This window comes from Longispora urticae (assembly GCF_053902585.1).
In genome coordinates, this window is record NZ_JAQZSH010000038.1 from 1 (window position 1) to 24,926 (window position 24,926).

24 protein-coding genes and 1 riboswitch are annotated in these 24,926 nt (G+C 72.7%); of the genes, 14 read left to right on the plus strand and 10 right to left on the minus strand.

Translation table 11 applies throughout. The features are described from left to right. The first annotated feature begins 143 nt into the window (after positions 1-143). Genes PT931_RS26095 through PT931_RS26110 form a run of 4 tightly spaced genes read left to right on the plus strand, consistent with a single transcriptional unit; the run spans position 144 to position 6,212 of the window. Positions 144-1,997, plus strand: coding sequence for a hypothetical protein (locus tag PT931_RS26095; protein ID WP_456248341.1), 1,854 nt, complete (start codon positions 144-146; stop codon positions 1,995-1,997). A 17-nt stretch (positions 1,998-2,014) separates the two neighbouring features. Beyond that, complete coding sequence (locus PT931_RS26100; RefSeq protein ID WP_456248342.1) at positions 2,015-3,664, plus strand: glycosyltransferase family 2 protein; 1,650 nt, start codon at positions 2,015-2,017, stop codon at positions 3,662-3,664. After that, on the plus strand, positions 3,661-4,665 hold the full coding sequence (locus PT931_RS26105) for a glycoside hydrolase family 26 protein (protein ID WP_456248343.1): 1,005 nt from the start codon (positions 3,661-3,663) through the stop codon (positions 4,663-4,665). Before PT931_RS26100 ends, PT931_RS26105 begins: the two co-directional genes overlap by 4 nt. Beyond that, complete coding sequence (locus tag PT931_RS26110) at positions 4,662-6,212, plus strand: glycosyltransferase family 39 protein (RefSeq protein WP_456248344.1); 1,551 nt, start codon at positions 4,662-4,664, stop codon at positions 6,210-6,212. The genes PT931_RS26105 and PT931_RS26110 overlap by 4 nt, the downstream gene beginning before the upstream one ends. Here the strand turns inward: PT931_RS26110 and PT931_RS26115 are convergent. Continuing rightward, positions 6,209-6,772 carry a hypothetical protein gene (locus tag PT931_RS26115; protein ID WP_456248345.1) on the minus strand — a complete coding sequence of 188 codons (564 nt, stop codon included), beginning with the start codon at positions 6,770-6,772 and terminating at the stop codon, positions 6,209-6,211. The two genes, PT931_RS26110 and PT931_RS26115, sit on opposite strands and share 4 nt — an antisense overlap. Before the next feature lie 223 nt (positions 6,773-6,995). Here PT931_RS26115 and PT931_RS26120 point away from each other — a divergent pair, with 223 nt between their 5' ends. Genes PT931_RS26120 through PT931_RS26135 form a run of 4 tightly spaced genes read left to right on the plus strand, consistent with a single transcriptional unit; the run spans position 6,996 to position 9,171 of the window. Continuing rightward, on the plus strand, positions 6,996-7,187 hold the full coding sequence (locus PT931_RS26120; protein ID WP_363725874.1) for a hypothetical protein: 192 nt from the start codon (positions 6,996-6,998) through the stop codon (positions 7,185-7,187). Beyond that, the gene (locus PT931_RS26125; protein WP_456248346.1) at positions 7,184-7,510 is read left to right on the plus strand and encodes a hypothetical protein; all 327 of its coding nucleotides are present in this window, start codon (positions 7,184-7,186) and stop codon (positions 7,508-7,510) included. The genes PT931_RS26120 and PT931_RS26125 overlap by 4 nt, the downstream gene beginning before the upstream one ends. A gap of 27 nt (positions 7,511-7,537) precedes the next feature. Beyond that, on the plus strand, positions 7,538-8,446 hold the full coding sequence (locus PT931_RS26130) for an ATP-binding cassette domain-containing protein (protein ID WP_456248378.1): 909 nt from the start codon (positions 7,538-7,540) through the stop codon (positions 8,444-8,446). After that, the gene (locus PT931_RS26135; protein WP_456248347.1) at positions 8,443-9,171 is read left to right on the plus strand and encodes an ABC transporter permease; all 729 of its coding nucleotides are present in this window, start codon (positions 8,443-8,445) and stop codon (positions 9,169-9,171) included. The genes PT931_RS26130 and PT931_RS26135 overlap by 4 nt, the downstream gene beginning before the upstream one ends. 34 nt (positions 9,172-9,205) lie before the next feature. On the opposite strand, the gene PT931_RS26140 is transcribed toward PT931_RS26135, so the two are convergent. From PT931_RS26140 to PT931_RS26165, 6 genes are read right to left on the minus strand one after another with little or no spacing between them, the layout of a single operon-like run. Continuing rightward, complete coding sequence (locus PT931_RS26140) at positions 9,206-10,468, minus strand: cryptochrome/photolyase family protein (RefSeq protein ID WP_456248348.1); 1,263 nt, start codon at positions 10,466-10,468, stop codon at positions 9,206-9,208. 59 nt (positions 10,469-10,527) lie between these two features. Then, positions 10,528-11,271, minus strand: a complete 744-nt coding sequence (locus PT931_RS26145) for a DUF1295 domain-containing protein (RefSeq protein WP_456248349.1) — start codon at positions 11,269-11,271, stop codon at positions 10,528-10,530. Beyond that, the gene (locus PT931_RS26150; protein WP_456248350.1) at positions 11,264-12,529 is read right to left on the minus strand and encodes a class I SAM-dependent methyltransferase; all 1,266 of its coding nucleotides are present in this window, start codon (positions 12,527-12,529) and stop codon (positions 11,264-11,266) included. Before PT931_RS26150 ends, PT931_RS26145 begins: the two co-directional genes overlap by 8 nt. Continuing rightward, the gene (locus PT931_RS26155) at positions 12,526-13,734 is read right to left on the minus strand and encodes a class I SAM-dependent methyltransferase (protein WP_456248351.1); all 1,209 of its coding nucleotides are present in this window, start codon (positions 13,732-13,734) and stop codon (positions 12,526-12,528) included. The genes PT931_RS26150 and PT931_RS26155 overlap by 4 nt, the downstream gene beginning before the upstream one ends. Next, complete coding sequence (locus PT931_RS26160; RefSeq protein WP_456248352.1) at positions 13,731-14,435, minus strand: DUF1365 domain-containing protein; 705 nt, start codon at positions 14,433-14,435, stop codon at positions 13,731-13,733. Before PT931_RS26160 ends, PT931_RS26155 begins: the two co-directional genes overlap by 4 nt. Then, complete coding sequence (locus PT931_RS26165) at positions 14,432-15,670, minus strand: NAD(P)/FAD-dependent oxidoreductase (RefSeq protein WP_456248353.1); 1,239 nt, start codon at positions 15,668-15,670, stop codon at positions 14,432-14,434. Before PT931_RS26165 ends, PT931_RS26160 begins: the two co-directional genes overlap by 4 nt. A gap of 202 nt (positions 15,671-15,872) precedes the next feature. Between PT931_RS26165 and PT931_RS26170 the strand changes: the two genes are divergently transcribed. The 5 genes from PT931_RS26170 (at position 15,873) to PT931_RS26190 (ending at position 21,283) form a co-directional block, all read left to right on the plus strand. After that, positions 15,873-16,454: an alpha/beta fold hydrolase gene (locus PT931_RS26170; RefSeq protein ID WP_456248354.1), complete on the plus strand. Its 582-nt coding sequence runs from the start codon at positions 15,873-15,875 to the stop codon at positions 16,452-16,454. A gap of 82 nt (positions 16,455-16,536) precedes the next feature. Further along, the gene (locus PT931_RS26175) at positions 16,537-17,508 is read left to right on the plus strand and encodes a helix-turn-helix transcriptional regulator (protein WP_456248355.1); all 972 of its coding nucleotides are present in this window, start codon (positions 16,537-16,539) and stop codon (positions 17,506-17,508) included. Between the two features lie 55 nt (positions 17,509-17,563). Beyond that, positions 17,564-18,763, plus strand: coding sequence for a peptidoglycan DD-metalloendopeptidase family protein (locus tag PT931_RS26180; RefSeq protein WP_456248356.1), 1,200 nt, complete (start codon positions 17,564-17,566; stop codon positions 18,761-18,763). A gap of 1 nt (position 18,764) precedes the next feature. Continuing rightward, positions 18,765-18,835, plus strand: a riboswitch (guanidine-III (ykkC-III) riboswitch). Between the two features lie 13 nt (positions 18,836-18,848). After that, positions 18,849-19,100, plus strand: coding sequence for a CBU_0592 family membrane protein (locus PT931_RS26185; protein ID WP_456248357.1), 252 nt, complete (start codon positions 18,849-18,851; stop codon positions 19,098-19,100). Positions 19,101-19,348: 248 nt separating this feature from the next. Continuing rightward, the gene (locus PT931_RS26190; protein WP_456248358.1) at positions 19,349-21,283 is read left to right on the plus strand and encodes an Agd3-related carbohydrate deacetylase; all 1,935 of its coding nucleotides are present in this window, start codon (positions 19,349-19,351) and stop codon (positions 21,281-21,283) included. 58 nt (positions 21,284-21,341) lie between these two features. Here PT931_RS26190 and PT931_RS26195 read toward each other — a convergent pair whose 3' ends face one another. From PT931_RS26195 to PT931_RS26205, 3 genes are all read right to left on the minus strand, one after another. Then, positions 21,342-22,004 carry a response regulator gene (locus PT931_RS26195; protein ID WP_456248359.1) on the minus strand — a complete coding sequence of 221 codons (663 nt, stop codon included), beginning with the start codon at positions 22,002-22,004 and terminating at the stop codon, positions 21,342-21,344. Then, the gene (locus PT931_RS26200; protein ID WP_456248360.1) at positions 22,001-23,191 is read right to left on the minus strand and encodes a sensor histidine kinase; all 1,191 of its coding nucleotides are present in this window, start codon (positions 23,189-23,191) and stop codon (positions 22,001-22,003) included. The genes PT931_RS26195 and PT931_RS26200 overlap by 4 nt, the downstream gene beginning before the upstream one ends. 91 nt (positions 23,192-23,282) lie before the next feature. After that, positions 23,283-23,981 (minus strand): nucleotidyltransferase domain-containing protein, encoded by a 699-nt coding sequence (locus tag PT931_RS26205; RefSeq protein ID WP_456248361.1) that lies wholly within the window; start codon positions 23,979-23,981, stop codon positions 23,283-23,285. A 107-nt stretch (positions 23,982-24,088) separates the two neighbouring features. Between PT931_RS26205 and PT931_RS26210 the strand changes: the two genes are divergently transcribed. Continuing rightward, positions 24,089-24,904 (plus strand): membrane protein, encoded by an 816-nt coding sequence (locus tag PT931_RS26210; RefSeq protein ID WP_456248362.1) that lies wholly within the window; start codon positions 24,089-24,091, stop codon positions 24,902-24,904. Positions 24,905-24,926 lie beyond the last annotated feature (22 nt).

Consider the following 24,926-nt stretch of genomic DNA (forward strand, 5'->3'; position numbering starts at 1 on the left):
AGTTCCCGGGCCGGCCTCACTGTATGAACATGGACAGTCACAAAACGCTTATGGGTACTGCGATCTCGCCGACTTCCGACGTTGAGGACTGGCCGGTACTCGATACCATCAGGGCGCACCATTCCTTACCCTGAAGAGGAACCATGGCAAAGGTCGGCCCGTACGCGCTGCTCCAGCTCCTGAGCGACTCCCATATCGCCCAAACCTGGCTGGCACAGAGTGACGACGGCCAGCGGCTGACCGTCGTCGTGATGACCGACGGTGCCAAGCGCAACAGCGCGCACCGGTCCACCTTCAGCTTCGCGATGGTCTTCATCAACCAGGTGCTCTCCGGGCAGAACCTGGTCGCCGCGACCGACCCCAGCGGCAAGCGGCCCTGGATCGCCTTCCACGGCGAGAACCACGACGCCGCCCGCCAGTTCCTCGGCGCGATGAACATCCCGTTCGCCCCGGACGCCGGCACCGGCCAGCCCGGGCGGGGTTGGGCGCCGGAGCCGATGTCGGCCGAGCTGACCGTGCCGCAGGTGTTCCCCGCGCCGCCGGAGCCGGAGCAGGCGACGATCCTGCAGCCGATCCCGCAGGAGGAGCGGCGGTTCCTGCCGCCGGGGGCGTTCCCCTCGTCGTTGACGTCGCCGGAGCCGGCCGCCGCGCAGCCGGGATCGGAGCCGACGGCCGTGCTCGGGTTCCCGCCGGACCAGGGCAGCACGCCGCCCAGCGGCCTGCCCCAGGTCGGGCAGCAGCCGGGGGTGTTCGCCGCGCCCGAGCCGCCGACCGTGCCGCAGCAGGCCGGGCCCGGGGCGGGAGCTCCGCCGGTGGCCGGGCATCCGCAGGCGCCCGCGGTGGGCGCGCCCCAGCCGGGGCAGCCCGGGGCCGCGCAGCCGGGCCCGCAGCAGTGGCCCGGGCAGGCACAGCAGGCTCCCGGGCAGTTCCCGGGACAGCCCGGCCCGGGGCAGCCCGCTCCGGGACAGCCCGGCCCGGGACAGGCGTGGCAGGGGCAGGCCGTCACCGGGCACCAGTGGCCAGGTCAGCCGGGTCCCGGTCAGGGCGGTCCCGTCCAGCCGCAGCCCCCGCAGCAGTGGCCCGGCGCTCCCGCGCAGGGCATGCCGGTCGGCGCCCCGCAGAGCGCCCCGCCCGCGCAGGGCTGGCCCACCCCGCCCGTGTCGGCCGCGCCGTACCCGGTGTCCGGAATGCCCGGTTCGGTGTCCGCCGCGCCGTACCCCGTGTCGGGGCCGGCCGGACAGGTCTCGGGCACGCCGTACAGCGCGCCGCCCGGGCAGGCGTCGGGGGTGCCCTACACCGCCGCGGGGTATCCGCCGCCGAAGAAGTCCCGCAAGGGGCTCGTCCTGGTGCTCGGCGCGTTGGCGCTGGTCGTCGTGCTGCTGCTCGGCGGCGGCGTGGTGGCGTACCTGGAACTGAGCAAGAAGCCCGACCCGAAGCCGAGCCCGCAGGCCGAGCCGGAGCCGACGACGGGCGTGGTGCCCGGCCTCGAACCCCCGCAGGTCGCCGTGTGGCCGAACTACTGGGCGGTCTACAAGCCGACCGACAAGACCGTCCCCTCGAACACCAAGGCCGAGGTCGGGTTCGACTTCAAGGTCCCGACGACCTGGACGTGCGCCAAGCAGCAGGTCAAGCCCGGCTGGCCGACGATGTTCCAGTGCGGCGACGGTTCGGGCGCGGCCGGGGCCCCGAGCGGGCAGCTCGTGGTGCGCGACTGCCCCGACGGCTGCGGCGAGGACAGGCAGAAGGAGCTGCGGCGCAAGGAGAACGCCTGGGGCCTGCAGTGGTTCAAGGCCGAGGACGGCACGCTGTACGCCCGGGACAAGGAGGGCGTCGAGGACGGCGGCCAGAAGCAGTACCGGCTGGTGGTGGTCCGGTACGCGCGCAGCAAGCCCGGCGGCCCCCTCGACCGCCAGGTGACCCTGCGCCTGACCTCCTCCACCGAGCTGGGCTGGCACCTGCAACGCGTCGCCAACGAGCTCCGTACCGCGGTCGCCTAGGCCGGCGACCGGAAACGATGCGACCCCTCCTGACCAGGCGCACCCCGCGGGGCGTCGATCCGACGCTCACGGCCGAGTTCCGGATCCCCGGCGAGTTGCGGGTCCCGACCCAGCGCGCGACCGGCCCCCTCCGGCCGGCGTACGCGCCTGTGCCGTTGCCCCCGACGGACGACGAGAAGTACGTCCACCGGAAGCGCCGGCTGGTCGCGTTGATGCTCGCGTCCCTGGTCAGCTTCAGCTGCCTGACCGTGAGCCAGGTGCTGTTCCTGCGGATGTCCCCGTGGCTGCTCCTGTTCACCCCCCTGCTCGGGTTCACGATCGTCTACTACGTGATCTCGTTCGTGGTCAACGTCGGTACCCGCGACTTCGACATGCGCGCGCACAGCCGGCTGGTGGCGGGGTGGCGGCCCGAGAAGTACCCGTCGGTGGATGTCTTCCTGCCGATCTGCGGGGAGCCGGCCCACGTGGTCGGCAACACCTGGGCGTGCGTGCGGAAGATGGTGGCCCGCTACCCCGGGGAGATCCGGGTGCACGTGCTGGACGACTCCCCCGACGACGGGCTGCGGCGGACGGCCCTGGGGTTCGGGTTCCGCTACCTGCGCCGGCCCAACCGGGGCTGGTTCAAGAAGGCCGGCAACATGCGGTACGCCTTCGAGCGCACCGACCACGACTACATCCTGGTCCTCGACGCGGACTTCGCGCCCCGGGCCGACATGCTCGAGGAGCTCCTGCCGTACTTCGACGACGCGCCCGACCTGGGCATCGTGCAGTCGCCGCAGTACTTCCGGGTGCACAAGGGCCAGGGCTGGCTCGAACGGGGCGCGGGGACCGTCCAGGAGCTGTTCTACCGTTCCGTCCAGGTCTCCCGGCAGCACCACGGCGCGGCGATCTGCGTGGGGAGCTGCGCCGTCTACCGGCGCGCGGCGTTGGACGCGATCGGGGGCACGGCGCTCATCGAGCACTCCGAGGACGTGCACACAGGCTTCAACCTGCGCGTCGAGGGCTGGGGCCTGCGTTACGTCCCGGTGGTGCTGGCGGCCGGTTTGTGCCCCAGCAACGTGGACTCGTTCTTCACCCAGCAGTACCGGTGGTGCGCCGGCTCGATGAGCCTGCTGAGTTCGCGGAAGTTCTGGCGGACGAAGCTCAGCCTGCGGGCCCGCCTGTCCTACGTGTCCGGTTTCTGTTACTACGTCCACACCGGGCTCTACACGCTGGTCACCCCGGCGCTCCCCCTGGTGCTGCTGGCCGTGTTCCCCGGCCAGATCGCGGTGCTCAACTACGTGCTGATCATCCCGAGCATCCTGTACAACCTGGCGGTCGTCCCCCTCTGGCACCGCACGCCGTACGGGGTGGACGTGTTCACCGTGAAGCTGATCTACGGCTGGGCGCACATGTTCGCCGTGTGGGACATCCTCCGGGGCCGCCCGATGGGCTGGCAGCCGACCGGCGGCACCGCGAAGAAGGACCGGACCCGGCGGCTGTGGTACGGACTGCGGTTCTGGACCACCGGGCTGTCGCTGGCCTGGGTCGGCCTCGCCGGGGCCCGGATGTTCACCGGCCCGCCCCTGGACTACGCGCCGATGTTCCTGTCCGGCATGTTCGCCCTGCTCATCGCCCTACAGTCGTTGCTGGTGAAGCCCACCCGCGACATCGAGGTCATCGCATGAAGTCCAAGTACCTTTTCATGATCATGGCGATTCTCGCCGTGGCGGCAATCGAGGTCGCGGTGGTGCGCACGATCCCGATCCGGGGGCACGCGGGCGGGATCCTGGCCGCGCCGATCAACGAGCCGACCCAGGCTCCCGTCCCGACGTACGACGTGAGCCGCCTGGTGCTGCCGAAGACGAAGTACCTGGGCGTGTCGGTCGCCGGCGGCGCGGACGCGGGGCGGATCAGGGCGCACGCCGAGCGGACCGGCAAGGAACCGAACCTGGTCTCGATCTTCGAGAGCTTCAAGGACGGCTTCGCCGCGTCCGAGGCCCGCCGGCTGCACGAGGGCGGCAGCATGGCGTTCATCCGGTGGGAGCCGTTCGACATTCCCATGAAGGACATCGCCGAGGGCAAGCAGGACACGTACATCACCGGGTTCGCCAAGGCGGTGCGGAACCTGAACCTGCCGATCGCGATGACCTTCGCCCACGAGATGAACGGGCACTGGTACTCGTGGGGCACGAAGGGCAACACCCCCGAGGAGTACGTCGCGGCGTGGCGGCACGTGCACGACATCTTCCGGGCCCAGAACGCCACGAACGTGCTGTGGGCCTGGACCCCCAACGTGATCAACCCGGTCCGCGGCGTCGAACTCGGCCCGCTGTACCCGGGGGACGCCTACGTCGACTGGGTGGGCCTGGACGGCTACTACACCCTCGACGGCCAGCGGAACTTCAAGGACCTGTTCGGCCCGTCGATCGCGGCCGTCCGGAAGTTCACCGCGAAGCCGATCATCATCGTCGAGACCGGGGTCGAGCTGAACCCGTCCCGGCCCAGCCAGATCGTCAACCTGATGACCAGCGTGGCCACCAGCCCCGACGTGATCGGGATCGTCTACTTCAACATCAACGGCTCCGGGGACTGGAACATCGACAACGACCCGGCGGCGCTGAAGGCCATGCGGGAACAGGCCCAGAACCCGGTGTTCGGCTTCAGTGTCAAGGAGTACGCGGGATGACCGACGTGAGCACCGCGCCCCCGGAGGTCGACGAGGAGGAGGCCCCGGCCGCCGCGCCGCCCGCCCCCGCCCGCCCCGGCCCGCGCCGGGCGGGCGCGCTCCTCGCGCTGATCCCGGCCCTGGGCACGCTCGCCCTCGCCCTGTACCAGTCGGGCAACCGCAACATGTGGAACGACGAGCTGGTCACCTGGCACGCCGCCCGGCTGTCGTTCGCGGAGCTGCGCCGCCTGATCGTCAACATCGACCTGTACCACGCGTTCTTCTACGTCCTGATGCACCCGTGGATCAGGCTGGCCGGCGACTCGCCCACCACGATGCGGGTACCGGCGGCCGTCGCCATGGCGCTCGCGTGCCTGCTCATCGTCCTGATCGGACGCCGGTTGACGGACACCGTGACGGGTCTGACGGCGGGGCTGCTGTTCATGCTGCTGCCGTCCGTCTCCCGGTACGCCCAGGAGGCCCGGTCCTACGCCCTGGTCGTCCTGGGGGTGACCCTGGCCACCTGGCTCCTGCTCCGCGCGCTCGACCGGCCCACGGGCCTGTGGTGGGGCCTGTACGGCGCGACGCTCGCGGTGGTCGGCTGGCTGCACTTCGTGTCCCTGATGGTCCTCCTCGGCCACCTGGTCTGGGTGTTCCTCACGGCCCGCCGCGACGACCGGGTGTGGCAGTGGATCGTCACCGTGGGCACGGCGATGCTGGTCGTGATCCCGCTGTTCGTCCTCGGCAGCAGTCAGGCGACGGCCGCGTCCTGGATCAAGAACGACTGGCCGGCGGTGCTCAAGTTCCCCCGGCAGCTGTTCGGCACGATGACCATCGCCCAGGCGTTCGGGGTACTGGCGCTCGTCGGCCTGCTGCTGGCGCTCCGGTCACGGTGGCGGGTGGCCCTGACGCTGACCCTGTGGCTGCTGGTGCCGCCCCTGGTCGCGTACCTGACCGGTTCGGTGCTGCACATCTTCCTCGCCCGGTACTTCTTCTTCACCCTCCCGGCGTGGTGTCTGCTGGCCGCGATGGGCGCCTGCCAACTGTTCCGGCTGCCGGCCCGGGGCCGGATGCCCGCCACGCTGGGTCTGGTCGGCGGGTTCCTGGCGGTCGCCCTGCTCGGCTACACCGGGCTCCCGGCGCAGCGCGAGGTGCGGACCAACGCGGCCGACGGGCAGCCCGGGTACGCGGGCGCGTTCCGGTTCATCGCGGCGCACGCGCAGCCGACCGACGGCGTCGCGTTCAACGACGGGTTCGACCGGTCCGGCGACCTCGCCCGCCGGGTGATGAACTACGAGCTGCGCGACGCGCCGAGCCGGCCCCGCGACATGTTCATGGAACGGACGGCGCGGGAGCAGGGCTGGCTCGCGGCGAAGGAGTGCCCGGACTGGAGCAAGTGTCTCGGGGACGTCAAGCGGGTCTGGCTGGTGGAGACCGGCAGCCGGACCGATCCGTTCGGCGGGTTGCCGAAGAGCCGGGCGGCGCTGATGAAGGACAAGTTCACGGTCACGAGAACGACGAACCTGGAACGGATCCGGGTGATCCAGCTGGACCGCAGGAAGCCCTAGACGCGGGCGCCCCTGCCGCGTCGCCGCCACATCCAGGCCCCGCCCCCGGCCGCGACCAGCAGCACCCCGGCCCCGCCCGCGACCCCCCACCCGCCCGGCGTCACCGGCTCCGACTCCGGCTCCCCGGCCGCCACCGTGTTCATGTCCGTCGCGCACGCCACGGCCGCCCCGTTGCGCACCGGCAGCGCGCAGGCCGTCAGCGCCAGCCGCTGCTGACCGGCCGGCAGGGCCGAGGCCAGCCCAGAGACCCGGATCCGGGTGGACCGTCCGGCGCCGACCTCCACGGGCCAGCGGACCCGCGCCCCGTCGGCCTCCGCGCCGCGGCTGCGCGGGGTGAGCTCCACCCCGACGGGTACCCCGACCTCCAGCACCAGGTTCGCGGTCTCGGTGCCCGCGTTGCGGACCGTGACCGTGTACTCGTGCCGCTCCCCGGCCCGGACACTCGCCCGGCCGTCGTCCACGGTGACGGCGATGTTCGGTTCGGCGGCGGCGGGGGTACCGGTGCCCACGACGAGTCCACCGGCGACGAGGGCGAAGAGAATGCTTCTGCGTGCGTACATCCGCTATGCGTAACGCGTTGTGGTTCGGTGGCTCGGAAGGCGCGCCGGACCGTTTATTTCCGGTCGAAAGTTGTACCCACAGCCGACATAACGTGAATGAAAACTCATGTGTTTGACAGGTAGGCGACAGTCCGTCGAGATTGCCTGCTCACGCCCGCTTACCTGGAACGTACCGCCCTATCCGCTTATGGAAAGACAAGGCGTACGGAGAGGAAGCCTCACAATGGATCAACGGCCGCAGGTCTGGCTGGTGGTGACGACCGAACTGCCCCGTAGCCTGGTCGACCGGGAACAGGTGCTGGAAATCGTCGAACACCGCAACCGGCAGAACGCGATCGCCGAATTCGAGTACAAACGTGCCGGGCGCAATGTGCGCCGGGGCGTGTGGCGCGTGAAGGTCGTGGAGGCGACGTGACCGAATTCCTGACGACGACGCCGATCGGGGCCGTCGACACCGCGTACGACGACCAGCTCGGACTGCACCGGATCACGAGTCTGCGGCTGGAGTGTTCCGGCAACCACGTGTACTGGCTGGAGCCCGACACGACCTACCAGCTCAACCACGACGGGTACGACTGGACGATCAAGGGCGGGCAGTGGGGTCGGGCGCGTCTGACCTTCCTGGGCTCGCCGATCTGGGCGTTGCCGGGCGTCGAGGGGGACGAGCATCTCGACCAGCGGCACACGTACCTGCTGCGGCCGGGGTGCACCGGCTGGGAGTTATGGCTGCAACAGTAGGGAAAAGTACCTAATATTCTCCACATGATCGTGGAGGCGGCCGGGCTCGGAAAGTCCTTCGGGGCCAAACGCGCGGTGAACGACGTCAGTTTCGTGCTCCAACCCGGGCGGGTGACCGGCTTCCTCGGTCCCAACGGCTCCGGGAAGTCCACGACCATGCGGCTGATGCTCGGCCTGGACCGCGGCGAGGGCACGACCCGGTTCGACGAGCGGCCCCTCGTCGAGCACGAGGTGCCCGGCGGGGTGGTGGGCGCGCACCTCGACGCGAAGTCGTTCCACCCGAACCGGTCCGCCCGCGACCACCTGCGGATGCTCGCCGCCGGCACCGGGGTCACCGACCGCCGGGTGGACGAGGTGATCGAACAGGTCGGGCTCGACACGGTGGCCCGGAAGCGGCCCAAGGGCTTCTCGCTCGGCATGGGCCAGCGGCTCGGCCTGGCCAGCGCCATCCTCGCCGAACCCGATGTGCTGCTGCTCGACGAGCCGGCCAACGGGCTCGATCCGCAGTCGATCCAGTGGATGCGCGAGTTCCTCCGGGCCTACGCCGGCACCGGCCGGGTGGTGTTCGTCTCCAGCCACCTGATGTCGGAGATGCAGTTGATGGCCGACGACCTGGTGGTGATCGGGCGCGGTTCGCTGATCGCGCACGAGCCGCTGGGCGCGTTCGTCGCGCGGAGTACCCGCAACGACGTGCTGGTCCGGGTGCCCGACCCGGGGCTGTTGATCGACCGGCTCGCCGCCCAGGGGCTGTCCGCCGTCCGGGAGGGCGCCGACGCCGTGGCCGTCGCGGGGGCCAGTACCGACACCGTGGGCGACATCGCCTTCCACGCGGGACTGCCCGTCCGCGAGCTGCTGGCCCGGACGGCGAGCCTGGAGGAGGCGTTCCTCGAGTTGACCACCGACCACCAGGAGTACGCGACCCGGGAGGCCCCGTGACCTCGGCCCTGCGCTACGAGTGGCGGCGGATCAGCTCCGTGCCCGGGACCTGGGTGATCGCGGCCCTGGTGGTGCTGATCGCCGCCGGCCTGTCGACCCTGTTCGTGGCGGTCGGCGAGTCCGACCCGGAGCCCGCCCGGAACCTCGCGGCGGGGCTGGCGGCACCGTTGAGCATCGGCGGGTTCCTGTTCGCGGCGTTCGGGGCGCAGGCGCTGGGCCAGGAGTACCGGTTCGGCACCATCCGCTCGACCCTGACCCTGTTCCCGCGCCGCCCGACGGTCTTCGCGGCCAAGCTCGCGGTCACCGCGCTGGTCACGGTGGCCGTGCTGGTGCTGGCGGCCGTGGTCAGCGTCGCGGTGGTGGCCGTGGGCGGCTGGCGGCTCGGGTTCGACGACGCCGCCGGCGGCGGGGTGGGCGGGCTCGCGGTGCGGGTGGTGCTCGTGGCGCTGGGCTGGCTGGCGTGGGGCTTCGGGATCGCCGGGATCACCCGGAACACCGCGTTGGGCATCGTGCTGCCGCTGGTCCTGGCGTTCGTGGTGGAGACACCCCTCACGGTGGTACTGGGCGGGAAGGTGCCCTGGCTCGTCGACCTGTTCCCGTTCGGCAACGCGGGCGCCGCCGCGGCGATGGACGGCGGGGCGTGGGGGGCGCTGGGGATCTTCATGCTGTGGGCGGGCGCGGTCGCGGCGGCGGCGTACGCGTCGTTCACGTACCGCGACGCCTGAGGGGCGGGTCCCCGGACGCGGTGTCGACGCCGTCTCACAGGTCGATGATCGGCCTCGGATACCCCTTGGTCTGCGAGGCCGGCAGCTTCCACGGCTCGTGCACCACCGGCCCGGCCAGGCCCGACAGCTCTGCCACGTAGCGCCGCACGTACTCCCCGCGCGGATCGTGCTGGTAGCCCTGCCGCACGGGGTTGAACCGCCGGTACGGCCGGGTGTCGTTGCCGGTGCCCGCCGTCCACTGCCAGTTCCCGTAGTTGTTGGCCACGTCTGCGTCCTCCAGGTGCGCCATGAAGTGCGCCGCCCCCAGCCGCCAGTCGATCCGCAGGTGTTTGGTGAGGAACGACGCGACCACCATCCGGGCCCGGTTGTGCATGAACCCCTCGGCGGCCAGCTGCCGCATCCCGGCGTCCACCAGCGGCACCCCGGTCATCCCCGCGCGCCAGGCCTCCAGGGACTCGCGGTCGTCCACCCAGTCCTCGACGACGTTCTTGAACGGGTGCGTCGTGAGCCGGGGGAACGCGTGCAGCACCTGGGCGTAGAAGTCCCGCCAGCACACCTGGCGGACGAACGCCTCCGGCCCGTCGAGCAGCGCCCTCGGGGACAGGGTGCCGAAGTGCAGGTGCGCGGCCAGCCGTGACGTGCGGTCCCCGGCGAGGTCGTCGTGCCCGTCGGCGTAGGTGTCCCAGGTGTCCCGCCAGGTGGTGAGCCGCTTCCGGGCGGCCCGCTCGCCGTCCGCGCCCTCGGGGCCCGCCGACGGCTCCACGCCCGGGGGCAGGGTCAGCCGGTCGGGGGCCGGGGTCGTGCCGGGGCGCACCACGGCCTGCCAGCGCCGCCAGTACGGGGTGAAGACCTTGTAGCTGTCGCCGCCGGTCGGGACGAGTTCGCCCGGCGGGACGACCGTGAGCTGGTCGAACAGCCGCAGGTTCAGGCCGGCCCCCTCGCAGGCGGCGGCCAGGCGGCGCTGGCGGGCCTGGGCGAAGCCGGAGACGTCGGCGGCACAGGCGACCCCGATCCGACGGGTACCGTCGCCCGCGCGCAGTTCCGCCGCCAGCCGGAGCACCTCCGCCACCGGGTCGCCGGTCCGTTCCACGAGCCCCGCGCCGCGCGCCCGCAGCCCGGCCCGCAGGTCGGCCAGGCAGCCCGCCAGGAACGCCGCCCGGACCGGGCCCACGTCGAGGGCCGGGTCGTGCACGAACAGCGGGACCACGTGCCGGGCGGCGGTCGCGGCGGCGGTGAGCGCGGGGTTGTCGGCGAGGCGCAGGTCCCGGGTGAACAGCACGATCGCCGTGTCCATCATGGGGACATTGTCGCGTGCGGCCCGCACCGGAGTCCCGGGACCCGCCGGGCGGCCGGGGCTCAACGGCGCGGGAACCACGGCACGAACCCGCTGGTCCGGGCCACGTACTCGGCGTACCCGGGCCGGGCCTCCATCGCCGCCTCCGTCATCGGCTTGCCGGTCTTCCCGGCCAGGAACCACGTCATCAGCACCGGCGACAGGACCGTGAGCACCCCCGGCCAGGTCGCGCACGCCACGAGCCAGATCCCCCACCACACGCAGGCGTCGCCGAAGTAGTTCGGGTGCCGGGTGTAGCGCCACAGTCCGGTGTCGAGGACCCGGCCCCGCCCGCCGGCCTTCTGGAACGCGTACAGCTGCCAGTCGCCGACGCCCTCGAACACCATGCCCACGGCCCACAGCAGCACCCCGGGCGCCATCCACCAGGACAGTCCGTCGTCGTGCCACTGGGCAAGCTGCACGGGCAGGGACACGAACCAGACGATCACCCACTGCAGCAGGTACACCATGAACAGCGGGTACCAGCGGCTCTTCCCCGCCAGGAGTCTCGCGTACCGCGGGTCCTCCGGCTTGCCCCGGGACCGCCAGGCGATGAACAGGGCCAGCCGCAGCCCCCACAGCACCGTGAGCGCGGTGATCAGCCAGTGCCGGGGCGTGATCAGGTAGCCGACGAGGGCCACGGCGGCGAAGCCCAGGCCCCAGGCGATGTCGACGACCCGGTGCTTCCCGATCGCGGTGCCGATCCCGAAGAAGACCAGGAGCACGACCAGGGCCGCCAGCGCCTGCCAGAGCATGGCTTCAAACACCGAGCGCCTCCCGGGTGTACGGCATCCCGCTGTCCCCCTCCAGCATCGGCCGGACGGCGAGGATCTGGTCCACGCCCATCCGGTTCTCGGCGAAGCTGAGCGCCCCGCCGACCAGGTACAACCGGAAGATCCGGGCCATGGGTTCGCCCACCAGGGCCACGGCCTCCTCCCAGCGCTTGTCGAGGGTCTCCAGCCACGCCTCGACGGTGCGGACGTAGTGCTCGCGGATCGCCTCCACGTCGCGGACCTCGAAGCCGGCGTCCTCGATCAGCGCCACGGTCTCCCCGACGGGCCGCATGTGCATGTCGGGGGCGATGTAGTGCTCGATGAACGCGCCGCCGCCGGGCGCGACCCTGCCCCGGGACATCTGCTGGACGAGCAGCCGGCCGGTGGGGCGCAGCAGCCGGAACAGCGCGGCGGTGAACACCGGGTAGTTGCGGGCCCCGACGTGTTCGCCCATCTCGACGGTGGCGATGGCGTCGAACGGGCCGTCGTGCACGTCGCGGTAGTCCTGGAGCCGCACGTCGACCCGGCCTTCGAGCCCGAGGTCGGCGACCCGGCGCCGCACGTGCTCCAGTTGTTCGGCGGACAGTGTGACGCCGGTGACGTGCACGCCGTAGTGGTGGGCGGCGTGCACGGTCAGGGAGCCCCAGCCGCAGCCGACGTCGAGGAGCCGCATGCCGGGTTGCAGGTCGAGCTTGCGGCAGATCAGGTCGAGCTTGTCGCGCTGGGCGTCGGCGAGGGAGTAGTCGGGTTCCTCGGAGCGCCAGTAGCCGCACGAGTACGCCATGGTCTCCTCGTCGAGGAGGAGCTGGTAGAACGCGTTGGACAGGTCGTAGTGGTGACCGATCGCGGCCCGGTCGCGTTCCCTGCTGTGCGGTGCGCCGGTGAGCCGGGCCTGGGTCTCCGGGGCGGGCGGCTTCGGGCCGAGGATGCCGAGCCTCCCGGCCAGCCGGAGGGCGCGGAGCCGGTGGGCCGCGGACAGCTTCGGCCGGCCGGTGGTGCGGACCTGGCGCCAGACCCGGCGCAGCCCGTCGGCGAGGTCCCCGTCGACGTCGAGTTCGCCGGCCGCGTACGCCTGGGCGAGGCCGAGCTCGTTGGGGCTCCACAGCAGGCGGCGCAGCGCGAGCGGGTCGCGGACCACGAGGGTCGGGCCGTGGCCGGGGCCGGCCTCGCTGCCGTCCCAGGCCCGGATCCGGACGGCGGGCGGCTGGCCGGTGATGGTGGTCAGGAGCGACGCGAGCTGGGGCGCGATCATCCCTCCGCCTTTCCGAGGACGAGTTGGTGCACGTCGAGGTAGCCGGACGCGAACCCCGCCTCGGAGTACGCGAGGTAGAGGTTCCAGGTGCGCCGGAACGTGTCGTCGAACCCGAGCCGGGCGAGTTCCCCGGCGCGGTCGAGGAACCGGGCCCGCCACAGTTTGAGCGTGTCGGCGTAGTGCGGCCCGAAGGCGAAGGTGTCCAGGATCCGCAGCCGGGTGCGGCCGAACGCGGCGGACAGCGCGGGCAGGGACGGGATCAGCCCGCCCGGGAAGATGTACTTGTGGATCCAGGTGTACGTGTACCGCGACGCCACCATCCGGTCGTGCCGCATCGTGATCGCCTGGATGCCGACCTTCCCGCCGGGGGCGAGCAGCGCGTCGAGGGCGGCGGTGTACGTGGGCCAGTACTTCTCCCCCACCGCCTCGATCATCTCCACGGAGAGGATGGCGTCGTACTCCCCGCGCACGTCCCGGTAGTCCATCAGGTCGACCGTGATGTCCACGCCCGCGTCGGCGGCTCGGCGCAGGGCCAGGTCGCGCTGCTCGGAGGACAGGGTCACCGAGCGGACGACCGCGCCGCGCCGGGCGGCCCGGATCGCCAGTTCGCCCCAGCCGGTGCCGATCTCCAGCACCCGGGTGCCGGGGCCGACCCCGGTCGCGTCGAGCAGCCGGTCGATCTTGCGGTGCTGGGCGGCGGCCATGTTCTCCCAGGTGGCGGGCCCGTCGAACAGGGCCGCCGAGTACGTCATCGTGTCGTCGAGGAACAGCGCGAACAGCTCGTTGGACAGGTCGTAGTGCCGGTGGATGTTGCTGCGCGCGCCGTCGCGGTCGTTGGCGTCGGCGCGCGGGTGCCGGGCCACGTAGAACCGGCGCAGCCACTGCAGGCGGCGCGGGACGAGGGCGTCGGCGTGCGCGGCGAGGACGCCCAGCACCTCGGGCAGCTGCTCGGAGTCCCACTCGCCGGCCTGGTAGGACTCGCCGAAGCCGATCAGGCCGTCGCGGCCGAGCCGGCGGCAGAACGCCTCCTGGTCGCGGAGCTGGAGGGTGGGGCCCGGCCCGGCGAGCAGGCCGAGGCGACCGGCGACCCGGTCGAGGAGGGCGGCGGCGATCCGGCCCCGGAGCCGGGCCCGGGGCACCACCGCGACGGCGGGCCACCGCGACGGGTCGACGGGGGCGGCGGGACGGGACACGACCTGGGTCATCGGACTCTCTCTCGGGACGGGGTGCGGGGGACGGGCAGACCTTTCAGGTACAGCAGCACGCCCTGCTTCCTGATCCGCGCGGCCACCAGCAGGGTCTGGAACGCGGCGGCGAGCAGGCCGGGGACAGTCGCGGCGCGCATCGTGCCCCGCAGGCTCGCCACGAACGGCGTCCCGCCCTCGGGCCGGAGCGTGATGGTGAGCGCCAGCTGGTGGCCGGGGCGGGGCAGGCTCATCCGGTAGGTGCCCCGGCCCGGCATGAACGGGGAGACGTAGAAGTCCTTGTCGACCTCGGCGCCGTCGCGCGCGTCGGGGAACAGCAGGTAGCAGTGCCGGCCGCCGTAGGTGTTGTGCACCTCGGCGACGACGCAGGCCTGGGAGCCGTCGGCGCGGTGGCACCAGTACACGGTGAGGGGGTTGAAGACGTGGCCGAGGACCCGGGCGTGGGTGAGCATCAGGATCTGGCCGCCGCCGAGGTCGACGCCCTGCTCGGCGAGGTAGGTGTCCAGGTTGCGGCGCAGCGAATCGGACTGTCCGATGTGGTCCTTCGCGCGGAAGCCGGCCAGGGGGCGCAGGAGGCGCGGGATCGTCGGCAGGTCGTCCACGTCGACCAGCCACTGGTGGGTGCGGTAGGTGAACGCGTGCCGGACGGGGCCGGTGCGGACGTGCCGCAGGGAGCACCGGTACAGGGTCGCCGTCGTCACCAGACCACCCCCAAGCTCAGGGCCGCCAGCACGCCGGAGCGGCAGCCGTCCTCGTGGAAGCCCCAGCCGTGGTACGCGCCCGCGTACGCCACCGTCGCGTCGGACAGCTCGGGCAGCCGGCGCTGGGCGGCCACCGCCTCCGCCGTATACACGGGGTGCGCGTAGTCCATCCGGGCCAGCACCGCGCCCTCGCGGACCCTGCCGGCCGGGTTGAGGGTCACCACGTGCGGGGTCGGGGTGTCGAGGCGTTGCAGCCGGTTCATGTCGTAGCTGACCACCGGCCGGCCGGCGCCCGGGTCGCAGGCGGGCAGCAGGTAGTTCCACGAGGCCCGGGCGTTGGCGTGCCTCGGCAGGATCGCGTCGTCGGAGTGCAGCAGGGTCTCGTTGCGGGAGTAGCCGAACGCGCCGAGCAGTTCCTTCTCCGCGGCGCTCGCGTCCGGGCGGATCGCCAGGGCCTGGTCGGCGTGGGTGGCGATCACGGCCGCGTCGAAGAACTGGGCGAAGTCGGCCTCGTCGCGCACCTCGACCCCGCCCGCCACCCGGGTCACGGACCGGACGGGGACGCCGCGCCGGGCGGCGGGCAGGGTCGCGGCGACCTTGTCGACGTAGCTGCGGGAGCCGCCGACGACCGTGCGCCAGGTGGGCGAGCCCTGCACGCTGAGCATGCCGTGCCGCTCGAGGAAGACGAAGAGGTAGCGGGCGGGGTAGTCGGCGACCCGTTCCGGGCCGCAGGACCAGACCGCGGAGACGACGGGTACGAGGAAATGGCGCACGAAGTACGTGCTGAAGCCCCGGGAGAACTCGCCCAGGGTCATGTCGTCGTCCCCGGCGGCGAGCAGCGCCCGGGCCCTGCGGTGGAACCGGGGCACCTGGGCCAGCATCGCCAGGAACCGGGGGTCGACGGCGTTGCGCGGCCGGGCGAACAGGCCGGGCAGCTTCCGGGCCCCCGCGTACTCCAGGCCGCAGCCCTCGCAGCGCACCGACATGCTCATCTCCGTCGGCTGGGTGGCCACGCCCAGTTCGGCGAACAACCGGAGCAGGAAGGGGTACGTCCGCTCGTTGTGCACGATGAAGCCGGAGTCCACCGCCAGGCCGCCCAGGTCATGGGTGTGCGCGTGCCCGCCGAGCCGGTCGTCCGCCTCGAACAGGGTCACGTCGTGCTCCCACCGGAGCAGGTACGCCGCCGTCAAACCGGACACCCCCGCGCCGATCACCGCCACCTGCCGTCGCCCCATGGGCCACTTCACCCCTCACAGTCAGTCTTCACCGTGCATTCGGGGCGGGAGGGGGAACGGATGGGTCGGTCCGGTGGCGGCCCGGTGGGCCCGGGGTGGTGGGCGTCGGCCCCGGGGTGAGCTGGGACCCGTCCGGGGGCCGGGTGGCGACGAATGGCACTACGGTGGAGTCGCCCCGCACCCGAGAGTCGAGGACTGTCGCATGACCCGAAGGATCGTCGGCGGAGTGCCGGCCGGAGAGGGCCCCGTCGTCCTCGTCCTGCACGGCGGGGCGTCCGAGAGCCATCAGGCGCCCGGCCTGCTGCCGTACCTGCGGATGCTGCCGTTCGCGTGGGCGCTGCGGCGGCGCGGGCTGACCACCCGGCTGCTGCGGTACCGGTACCGGGGGTGGAACGGGGCCGACCGGGACGCGTACACCGATGTGCTGTGGGCCCTGGAGCAGCTCGGACCGCGCCCGGTACTGCTCGTCGGGCACTCCCTGGGCGGCCGGGCGGCCCTGCACGCGGGCGGCGCGCCGGACGTCGTCGGGGTGGCGGCCCTCGCGCCGTGGATCGAGCCGGGCGACCCGTGGGAGCAGCTCGCGGGCAGGCCGGCGCTGTTCGTACACGGGTCGCGGGACCGGGTGACCGATCCGGGGCTGTCCCGGCGGTGGGCGGAGCTGCTCGGGGCCCGGTTCGAGGAGCTCGACGACGGGCACGCGATGCTGCGCCGGGCGCGGCGGTGGCACACGCTGGTGGCGGACTTCGCGGTCGGGACGCTCGCGGGCGTGACGCCCCGGCGCTGACCGCCGCAGGCCACGCCGGCCCCGCACTGTCCGCGCGGCCTTCGGGCACCCGGGGCGGCGGATTCACTGACAGAATGTGTCAGTGCGCGCCAGTCGTCTCGTGTCCCTGATCCTGCTCCTCCAGACGCGGGGCCGGATGACCGCCCAGTCCCTCGCCGACGAGCTGGAAGTGTCGGTCCGGACCATCTACCGCGACGTCGACGCCCTGCACGCCGCCGGCATCCCGCTGTACGGCGACGCCGGCCACTCCGGCGGCTACCAGCTCCTCGACGGCTACCGCACCCGGCTCACCGGCCTCACCGCCGACGAGGCCGACTCCCTGTTCCTCGCCGGCCTGCCCGGCCCGGCCGCCGAGCTGGGCCTCGGCGCGGTGGTGGCCGCCACCCAGCTCAAGCTGATGGCCTCGTTGCCCGAGGAGCTGCGGGACCGGGCCGGCCGGATCCGGGAACGGTTCCACCTCGACGCGCCGGGCTGGTACGCCGAGGCCGACGACGTGCCGCACCTGGCCGCCCTCGCGCGCGCCGTCTGGGAACAGCGCGCGGTCGAGGTGCGCTACCGGCGCTGGCGGGCGCCCCAGGAGGTGACCCGGACCCTGGAGCCGTACGGGCTGGTGCTCAAGGGCGGCCGGTGGTACCTGGTGGCGCTGTCCGCCGGTCAGGTCCGGACGTACCGGGTGTCCCAGGTGCTCGAACTGCACGTCGCCGAGGACCGGTTCGAACGGTCGGCGGACTTCGACCTCGCCGGGCACTGGGCACGCTCCCTCGCGGAGTTCGCGGCCCGGCGGTTCACCGACGAGGCGGTGCTGCGGCTGTCCCCGGAGGCTGTGCGGCGGCTGGACGACCTGGTCAGCGACGAGGTGGCCCGCGCGGTCCGGGACACGGCGGCCGACGACCGGGACGGTTGGGTGCGGGCCACGGTGCCGATCGAGTCGGTCCGGCACGCGCGCACCCAGCTGCTCGTCCTCGGGGCCGGGGTGGAGGTGCTGTCCCCGCCGGAGCTGCGCGCCGCGATGGCGGAGACGGCCCGCGCACTGGCGGCGCTGTACGCGGAATAGTGCCAACCACGTACCTCGTGTGTGCTTGTCATGATTTGCTGGCTATCCTCAGTCGATGTCTGACTTAGCGTGCAGGGTCCTGATCGGCGTGGCGCTCGCCGGGCTGATCGTGGCCGCGGGTCCGGTGGCGGCGGGTCCCGAACCGGCCCCGCAGTCGGCGGCCCCGGAACCGGCTGCCACCCGGCCGCGCCCGGAGCCCGCACCGGTCGGGACCGTGCCGCCCCCGGCGCTCCCGTCGCCGCCGGCCTCTCCCGCCCCGCCGATGCCGCCCGCCCCGCCGTCGCCGCCCGGACCCTCCAGCTCGGGGCAGGTCAGCGGGCAGCCCAGCCCCGGCACCCCCGCCCCCACCAGCGCCGAGCCGACCGGGTCCGCCGACCCGCTGGCCGCGCTGCCCGCCCTCCCCCGCTCCGAGGTCACCCACGCGGCCCTCGCGCCGGTCGCGATCCGGGAACCCGGGGTCAGCCCGGCCGCCGCCGCCCGGGGCCAGGCCGTGCTCCGGGCCGCGCAGGCCTACCGGGAGGTCGCCGAGCAGAACGCCCTGCTGGCCGCCGCCGAGGCCGCCCTCGCCCGGGACACCGAGACCATGCGCACCGACGCGGGCCTGCCCGCCGAGCTGTACCGCCGGGCCGCAGCCGTGCCCGAGCCGATGCGGGGCCCGTGGTGGGAGCTGCACCGGGCGAACATCCGGCTCCCCGCCGACCGCACGACGCACGAGCGCACGGTCGCCGCCGACCGGATCGCCGTGTCCGGGGCGCGCGGCACCGTCGACCGGGCGAGCCGGCGCGCCCGGGTGGTGGCGACCGGGCTGGACGGGGCCGCGCGGACCGCCCTGGAGGCCGGGTCGCGGGCCGCCCCGCCGCCGCCCGGCCGGCTGCTGGCCCCCGTGGCCGGGCCGGTGACCAGCGGGTTCGGTACCCGGATGGATCCGTACTTCCAGCGGGTCGCCCCGCACGCCGGGCTCGACATGGCCGCGCCGGTCGGCACCCCGGTGCTCGCGGCGGCCCCCGGCCGGGTGCTGCGCGCCGGCTGGGCCGACGGCTACGGCTACTACACGTGCCTCGACCACCCCGACCGCGCCATCTGGACGTGTTACGCGCACCAGTCGGTGATCCTGGTCCGGCCGGGCGAGCAGGTGCACGCGGGTCAGCCGATCGGCCTGGCCGGCTCCACCGGGGCGTCGACCGGGCCGCACGTGCACTTCGAGGTCCGGCGAGGAGGATCACCGGTCGACCCGCGGCCCTGGCTGGCACAATGAGGGGGCGTCCCCGGGCTCGGGGACCGCCCGGACGAGATGTGCGCCGTACCCGGAACGCCAAGACGACGCTCACGAGGAGTACTCCGTGGGCCAGACCGTCCAGATTGTCGGTTCCCTGCTCGTGCTGTCCGGCTTCGCGCTCGCCCAGGCCGGCGTGCTGAACCCGAAGTCCCTGGTCTACCTGTGGCTGAACGTGGTCGGGTCCACGGTGCTGGCCGTCGAGGCCGTGCTGGAACGGCAGTGGGGCTTCCTGCTCCTGGAGGGCGTGTGGGCCGTCGTGTCGGCGGTCGGCCTGATCCAGGTGCTGCTCCGCCGGAACCGGCCGGCCGCGGAGTAGCCGGCGCCAACGTCAGGGTTCCGCATCCAGAGTGAGAAAGCGCCACCGGACGGCGCCCCGAGCCGCCCGATGGCCAGTCATACCCGCCGGACCTCCCGAAACACCACCCCGAACGGCGGCCCCTGCGCGGCGAACGGCGACCCGCCGGCCGCGAAGGGGCCGAACCTCTGTCGCGCGGCGGACACAATCCCCTGTGGATCAGGAAGCGGGGCCAATCTGGGGCTGTTCGCGTAGAGAGAAGGTCCCCCGTGAGACTTCGAATCCTGCTGGTCATCGCCCTGTTCGCCGCACTGTTGGGAGTGCCGTCGCCGGCTGGTGCCGTCGACCCCGGCGACCGGGTGGCACTGCGCCACCTCGTGATCGCCGTCGACGCCGAGGACTTCGGCCTCGCCACCTGGAAGGCCGCCCTCGACCGGGTCGGCACGCCGTACGACGTGCTGCTCGCCGGGTCCAGCCCGTTGCCCGCGCTCGTGAAGGCGGACGGGACCGGGCGCTACGACGCGGTGCTGCTCACCAGTGCCGCCCTGCTCACCGCCGACGGATCGGGCGGCTACTCCAGCGCGCTCGACGGCACCGAGTGGTACACGCTGTGGAACTACGAGCAGGTCTACCACGTCCGCCAGGTCGCCCTGTACGCCGGCCACGGCGCCTACCCCGAGGACTACTGCCTGCGGGCCGGCACCGAGGGCGGGATCGGCGCGACCCCCGAACAGGCCGCGGTCACCGCCGCCGGCGCGCCGATCTTCGACTACCTGCGCGCCTCGGCGACCGTCCCGATCCAACTCTCCTATGTGTACCGGTCCCAGCTCGCCCCAGGCTGCGCGGCCACCCCCGTCCTCACCCTGGGCTCCGACGTGATCGGGGTGACGAGTACCGCGCCCGACGGCCGGGAGCGGCTGGCGTTGACGTTCACGACGAACCAGTACCTGCCGCAGGCCGACCTGCTGCTGTACGGGCTGCTGCGCTGGGCCACCCGGGGCGTGTTCGTCGGCGAGCAGCGGCACTGGCTGCACGTGGACGTCGACGACGTGTTCATCGCCAACGACCACCTGCTGGCCGACGGGACCTACGCGCCCACCGAGTTCCGGATGTCGGGCGAGGACCTGGCCGGGGCGGCGGCACAGCAGGCGGCGCTGCGGCAGCAGTACCCCCAGGCGAGTGCTTTCGTGTTGAATCTCGCCTACAACGGGGAGGGCATCGACCCGGCCGCGCCCGCGCAGTGCTCCTCGACGGGGACGCCCGACCCGCTGACCAGCTACGCCCGCTGCCTCGCCGGGCAGTTCCGGTGGATCAACCACACGCTGACCCACCCGAAGATGAACACCACGCCCTACCAGGAGAACCTCGACGAGATCAGGAACAACCAGACGGCGGGTACGACGGCCGGCCTCGCCCCGCCGCCCGTGGTGCTCAAGACGCCCGAGTACTCCGGGCTCGGGGTCTACCACCCGGACCCGACCAACGACATCGACCCGCCGACCGACCACGGGCTCGCCGCGTCCAACCTCCCGATGCTCCAGGCAGCCAAGGCCGCCGGGGTGAAGTTCCTGCACGGCAACATGTCCTTCGCCAGCCACCGGCCGGCGTGCTCGAACTGCTCGACCCCGCACCCGCTGGTCCCGGCGCTGCTCGTCGTGCCCGACTGGCCCACCGACGTCGCCTACCACGTGACCACGCCCGAGGAGGAGACCACGTTCTACAACTCCTACTACGGGCCCACCGGCCGGTTCCCCTACTTCGACCACGACCTGAGCTACGCCGAGATCCTCGACCAGCAGGCCACGATCGCGATGGCGCACCTCGGCTCCGGCTCCGTGTACAGCCACACGATGCACCAGGGGAACCTGCGGCAGTACGCGCCCGGGTCCAGCCTGACCTTCGACTGGCTGAACGCGGTGCTGGCCCGGTACAGCGCCACGTACTCCGTGCCGCTGCGCACCCAGACCTGGCCGGACCTCGCGAGCTACACGTCCTACCGCAACACGCACTTCGCGGCCCTGGGCACCGGGGTCGACCCGGTGTGGACCCGCTCCACCCGGACGGTGAGCTACACGTCCACGGTCGCCGGGTCGCTGTGGTTCACCGGGATCCGGGCGGCCGGGTACGACCTGTACGGGTCGGACTTCATCTCGCGGATCGCGTTCACGGCCGGGGTGACGAAGTACCAGGTGCTGCCGAACTAGGGTCTCCGACGCCGCGCGGTTCCGGCCTGGTCCGGGCCGCGCGGCGCCGGGTGACCGCTCAGCCGCGCGGCGTCACCAGCCCCGACTCGTAGGCCAGCACCACGGTCTGCGCCCGGCTCGACACCCCGAGCTTCGTCATCGTCCGGTTCAGGTGCGTCTTCACCGTCGCCTCGCTCACCACCAGCCGCTCGGCGATCTCCGCGTTCGACAGCCCCCGGCCGACCAGCCCCAGCACCTCCACCTCGCGGGAGGTCAGGTTGTCCAGTTCGGGCACGACGGGCACCCGGTCCGCCCGGCGGGTGTACGCCTCGATCAGCCGGCAGGTCACACTCGGCGCGAACAGCATGTCCCCCGACCCGACGACGCTGATCGCGGCGAGCAGGCGCTCCGGCGGGGTGTCCTTGAGCAGGAACCCGGAGGCCCCGGCGCGCAGGGCCGCGAACACGTACTCGTCCAGGTCGAAGGTCGTCAGGATCAGCACCCGGGGCGGGACGGCGGTCCGGGAGCGGGCCAGCAGCCGTTCGGTGGCGGCCACCCCGTTGAGGCCCGGCATCTGGATGTCCATCAGCACCACGTCGGGCTCCAGCTCGGCCGCGAGCGCGACCGCCTGCTCGCCGTCGGCCGCCTCGCCCACGACGGTGAGGCCCGGGGCCGCCCGGAGCAGGGCGGCGAGACCGGCGCGGATCAGCACCTCGTCGTCCACGATGAGAACGCGGGTCATCGGCTGTCTTCCTCCACGAGTGCCACGGTGGGCAGGACGAGCTGTACGGCGAAGCCTCCGCCGTCACGGGGGCCGGCGGTGAGCACGCCCCCGAAGATCCGGGCGCGTTCCCGCATGCCCACCAGCCCCTGGCCGGTGGACTCCGCCGGCGGCCGGGCGGGGCGGCCGTCGTTGACCACCCGCACCGTGACCGCCTCCGGCCCGTAGTCCAGGTCCACTGTGGCACGCGCGGGGCCGGCGTGTTTCAGCACGTTGGTGAGGGCCTCCTGGGCCACCCGGTACGCGCACAGTTCCGCGCCCGGCGGCAGCGGCCGGGGGCGGCCCGTGACGGCGAGCGCGACCGGGACGCCGGAGGCGGTGACCCGGCGGGCCAGTTCGGGCAGGCGGTCCAGGCCGGCCGGGGTGCCGGCGGTCGCCTCCTCGCCGTCGCCGACCCGGAGCACGAGGAGCAGCCGGCGCAGCTCGTCGAGCCCCTCGCCGCTGGTCGTCTCGATGGTCCGCACCGCGCCGAGGGCCGTGTCGGGGTCCGTGGCGAACACGTACCGGGCGAGGCCGGCCTGCATCGAGATCACCGACATGTGGTGGGCGACGACGTCGTGCATCTCCCGGGCGATCCGGATCCGCTCCTCGGTGACCGCGCGCCGGGCCCGTTCCTCCTGGTCGCGGCGGAGCCGTTCGGTGAGGACCGCCAGCCGGGCGTTGCGCTCGGCGACCGCCCGGCTCTTCCCGCCGAACACGCAGGCCACGAACGCGATCAGGGCCATCTGGAACGCGATCACGTACCAGGGCAGCACCCGGGCGGACATCCCGCTGTACTGGAGCACGCCGAACGTGGCGACGGCCGCGGGCACCACCCGGCGGGTCGGGTAGGCCGTCGCCACCGTGTACAGCCCCAGCAGCGGGCCGAAGAAGTTGATCGACGGCAGGTAGCCCTCGGCGAGGAAGGCCACGAAGGCCAGACAGGACACCCCCAGGATCACGCGGGGGTACCGCCGGCGCAGCGTCATCGGCACGTTGATCAGCACCGTGAGCAGCCACGCCTCGGGGTCGAACGCCCGGTAGCCGTCGGGGAGGTAGAGGACGCCGACCACGATCGTCAGACCCGCCATCGCGGTGGCCAGCGCCGCGTCCCACACCAGTGGATCGAACCGGGAGACCCCTCTGAGCAGCGCCCGACCGGTCCCCATCCGGCAACCATAAAGCAACGTAAATTCTTTGTCACGACCCGCGACGGGTACCGCGGAAGTCGTACGCCCTACCACGCCCGCATGACCCCGGTCAGCCGATCCGGAAGCCCGTCCACAAGGGTCCGCCGACCCGGTCGAGGATCTCCCGCACCACCTCGGCGAGCACGTCGTGGTCGTCGCGCGCGGCCATCAGCCGGGCCGCGAGGTCGGGGTCCGCCGCCCGGAGCTCCCGGTACAGCCACTTGCCGTTCGCCTGCCAGCGCCCGGCGGCGGCGAGGGCCAGCCCGGCCGCGTCCCGGATCAGGTGCAGCGCGATCATGGCCGCCTCGTGCGGGTCGGCGCAGCCGGCGAGGTCGTCGAGCTGGTCGGTGATCCCGTACCGCCGGAAGTCGAGGTCGGCCCGGGTCAGCGGGGCGGGGCCGGCGGCCAACCGGCGCGCACAGTCGGCCCGGACCCGGGCGAAGCTGCCGTCGCCGTCGAGGATCAGGGTGCCGGCCGCGACCATCGAGGCGGTGATCGGGCGGCGTTCGACCAGCTCGCTCTCGAGGAAGCCGGTGAACGAGGCCTCGTCGTTGACGAACAGCTCCACCGGCCAGCCCTGCCAGAGGAACGACTCGCGGTACGGGGCGGGCGGGCCGTCGGGGAGGACGACGTAGACGTCGAGGTCGGAGTACGGGGTGCGGGCCGGCGTCAGGACGCTGCCGGTGACGATCGCCCACCGGGCCGCCGGGAAGCGCTCGTGGACGAGGGCGGTCGCAGCGGGGACGGGTTCCGGACGGTCATGATCCATCCGCCTATCGTCCGAGGCGGGGCTGTCGGCGTCAACGCAGTAAACGCACACAGTACTAATATCATGTCAATACCATGTTTAGGCGGATTTGCCTTTACCCTGTGTGCATGACCGATATCCGTGCCGTGAGTATCACCGACGGGCTGCAGAGCGCCCTCGACAAGACCATCGCGATCGCCCCCAAGCTCGTCCTCTTCGCCGTCATCCTGTTCGTCGGCTGGCTGATCTCCAAGGCCATCCGCAACCTCGTCGACCGGCTCCTCGACCGGGTCGGCTACAACAAGGCCGTCGAGAAGGCCGGCCTGCAGCGCTTCCTGGGCACCCAGAAGGCCAGCAGCCTCACCGCCAAGCTCGCCTACTACGCCCTGCTGCTGTTCACCCTGCAGCTCGCCTTCGGCGTGTTCGGCCCGAACCCGGTCAGCACCCTGATCGAGGGCGTCGTGAAGTGGCTGCCGCGCGCGTTCGTCGCCGTCGTCATCGTCGTCGTGGCCGCCGCCATCGCGCGTGCCGTCCGCGACCTCGCCGAGGGCGCCCTGGGCCGGCTCTCGTACGGCCCGCTGCTCGCCAAGATCGCCCAGGCGTTCATCATCGCGCTCGGCGTCATCGCGGCCCTCAACCAGGTCGGCGTCGCCGGTGCCGTCACCCAGCCCGTGCTGATCGCGGCGCTGGCGACCATCGGCGGCATCCTCGTCGTCGGCCTCGGCGGCGGGCTCGTCATGCCGATGCGCGAGCGCTGGGAGCGCGTCCTGACCCGCGCGGAGCAGGACACCACCCGCATGGTCGGCGACCCGGCCGCGACCAGCCGGTTCGGCCAGTCCTCGTACTCGACCGGCGCCGCCGACCGCGACATCGACCCGAGCCGCGCGCAGGCCGGGCAGGCCGGGGCGACCGCGAGCGACGCGGAGCACAAGCACTCCGTCTGACCGGTACGCACGACGAAGCCCC

What these genes read in the sequence shown, in the direction of transcription:
- PT931_RS26095 (WP_456248341.1), top strand. Translation starts at nt 144, where the DNA reads ATGGCAAAGGTCGGCCCGTACGCGCTGCTCCAGCTCCTGAGCGACTCC.
- PT931_RS26100 (WP_456248342.1), top strand. Translation starts at nt 2,015, where the DNA reads ATGCGACCCCTCCTGACCAGGCGCACCCCGCGGGGCGTCGATCCGACG.
- PT931_RS26105 (WP_456248343.1), top strand. Translation starts at nt 3,661, where the DNA reads ATGAAGTCCAAGTACCTTTTCATGATCATGGCGATTCTCGCCGTGGCG.
- PT931_RS26110 (WP_456248344.1), top strand. Translation starts at nt 4,662, where the DNA reads ATGACCGACGTGAGCACCGCGCCCCCGGAGGTCGACGAGGAGGAGGCC.
- PT931_RS26115 (WP_456248345.1), bottom strand. Translation starts at nt 6,772, where the DNA reads ATGTACGCACGCAGAAGCATTCTCTTCGCCCTCGTCGCCGGTGGACTC.
- PT931_RS26120 (WP_363725874.1), top strand. Translation starts at nt 6,996, where the DNA reads ATGGATCAACGGCCGCAGGTCTGGCTGGTGGTGACGACCGAACTGCCC.
- PT931_RS26140 (WP_456248348.1), bottom strand. Translation starts at nt 10,468, where the DNA reads ATGATGGACACGGCGATCGTGCTGTTCACCCGGGACCTGCGCCTCGCC.
- PT931_RS26150 (WP_456248350.1), bottom strand. Translation starts at nt 12,529, where the DNA reads ATGATCGCGCCCCAGCTCGCGTCGCTCCTGACCACCATCACCGGCCAG.
- PT931_RS26155 (WP_456248351.1), bottom strand. Translation starts at nt 13,734, where the DNA reads ATGACCCAGGTCGTGTCCCGTCCCGCCGCCCCCGTCGACCCGTCGCGG.
- PT931_RS26165 (WP_456248353.1), bottom strand. Translation starts at nt 15,670, where the DNA reads ATGGGGCGACGGCAGGTGGCGGTGATCGGCGCGGGGGTGTCCGGTTTG.
- PT931_RS26170 (WP_456248354.1), top strand. Translation starts at nt 15,873, where the DNA reads ATGACCCGAAGGATCGTCGGCGGAGTGCCGGCCGGAGAGGGCCCCGTC.
- PT931_RS26180 (WP_456248356.1), top strand. Translation starts at nt 17,564, where the DNA reads ATGTCTGACTTAGCGTGCAGGGTCCTGATCGGCGTGGCGCTCGCCGGG.
- PT931_RS26195 (WP_456248359.1), bottom strand. Translation starts at nt 22,004, where the DNA reads ATGACCCGCGTTCTCATCGTGGACGACGAGGTGCTGATCCGCGCCGGT.
- PT931_RS26200 (WP_456248360.1), bottom strand. Translation starts at nt 23,191, where the DNA reads ATGGGGACCGGTCGGGCGCTGCTCAGAGGGGTCTCCCGGTTCGATCCA.
- PT931_RS26205 (WP_456248361.1), bottom strand. Translation starts at nt 23,981, where the DNA reads ATGGATCATGACCGTCCGGAACCCGTCCCCGCTGCGACCGCCCTCGTC.
- PT931_RS26210 (WP_456248362.1), top strand. Translation starts at nt 24,089, where the DNA reads ATGACCGATATCCGTGCCGTGAGTATCACCGACGGGCTGCAGAGCGCC.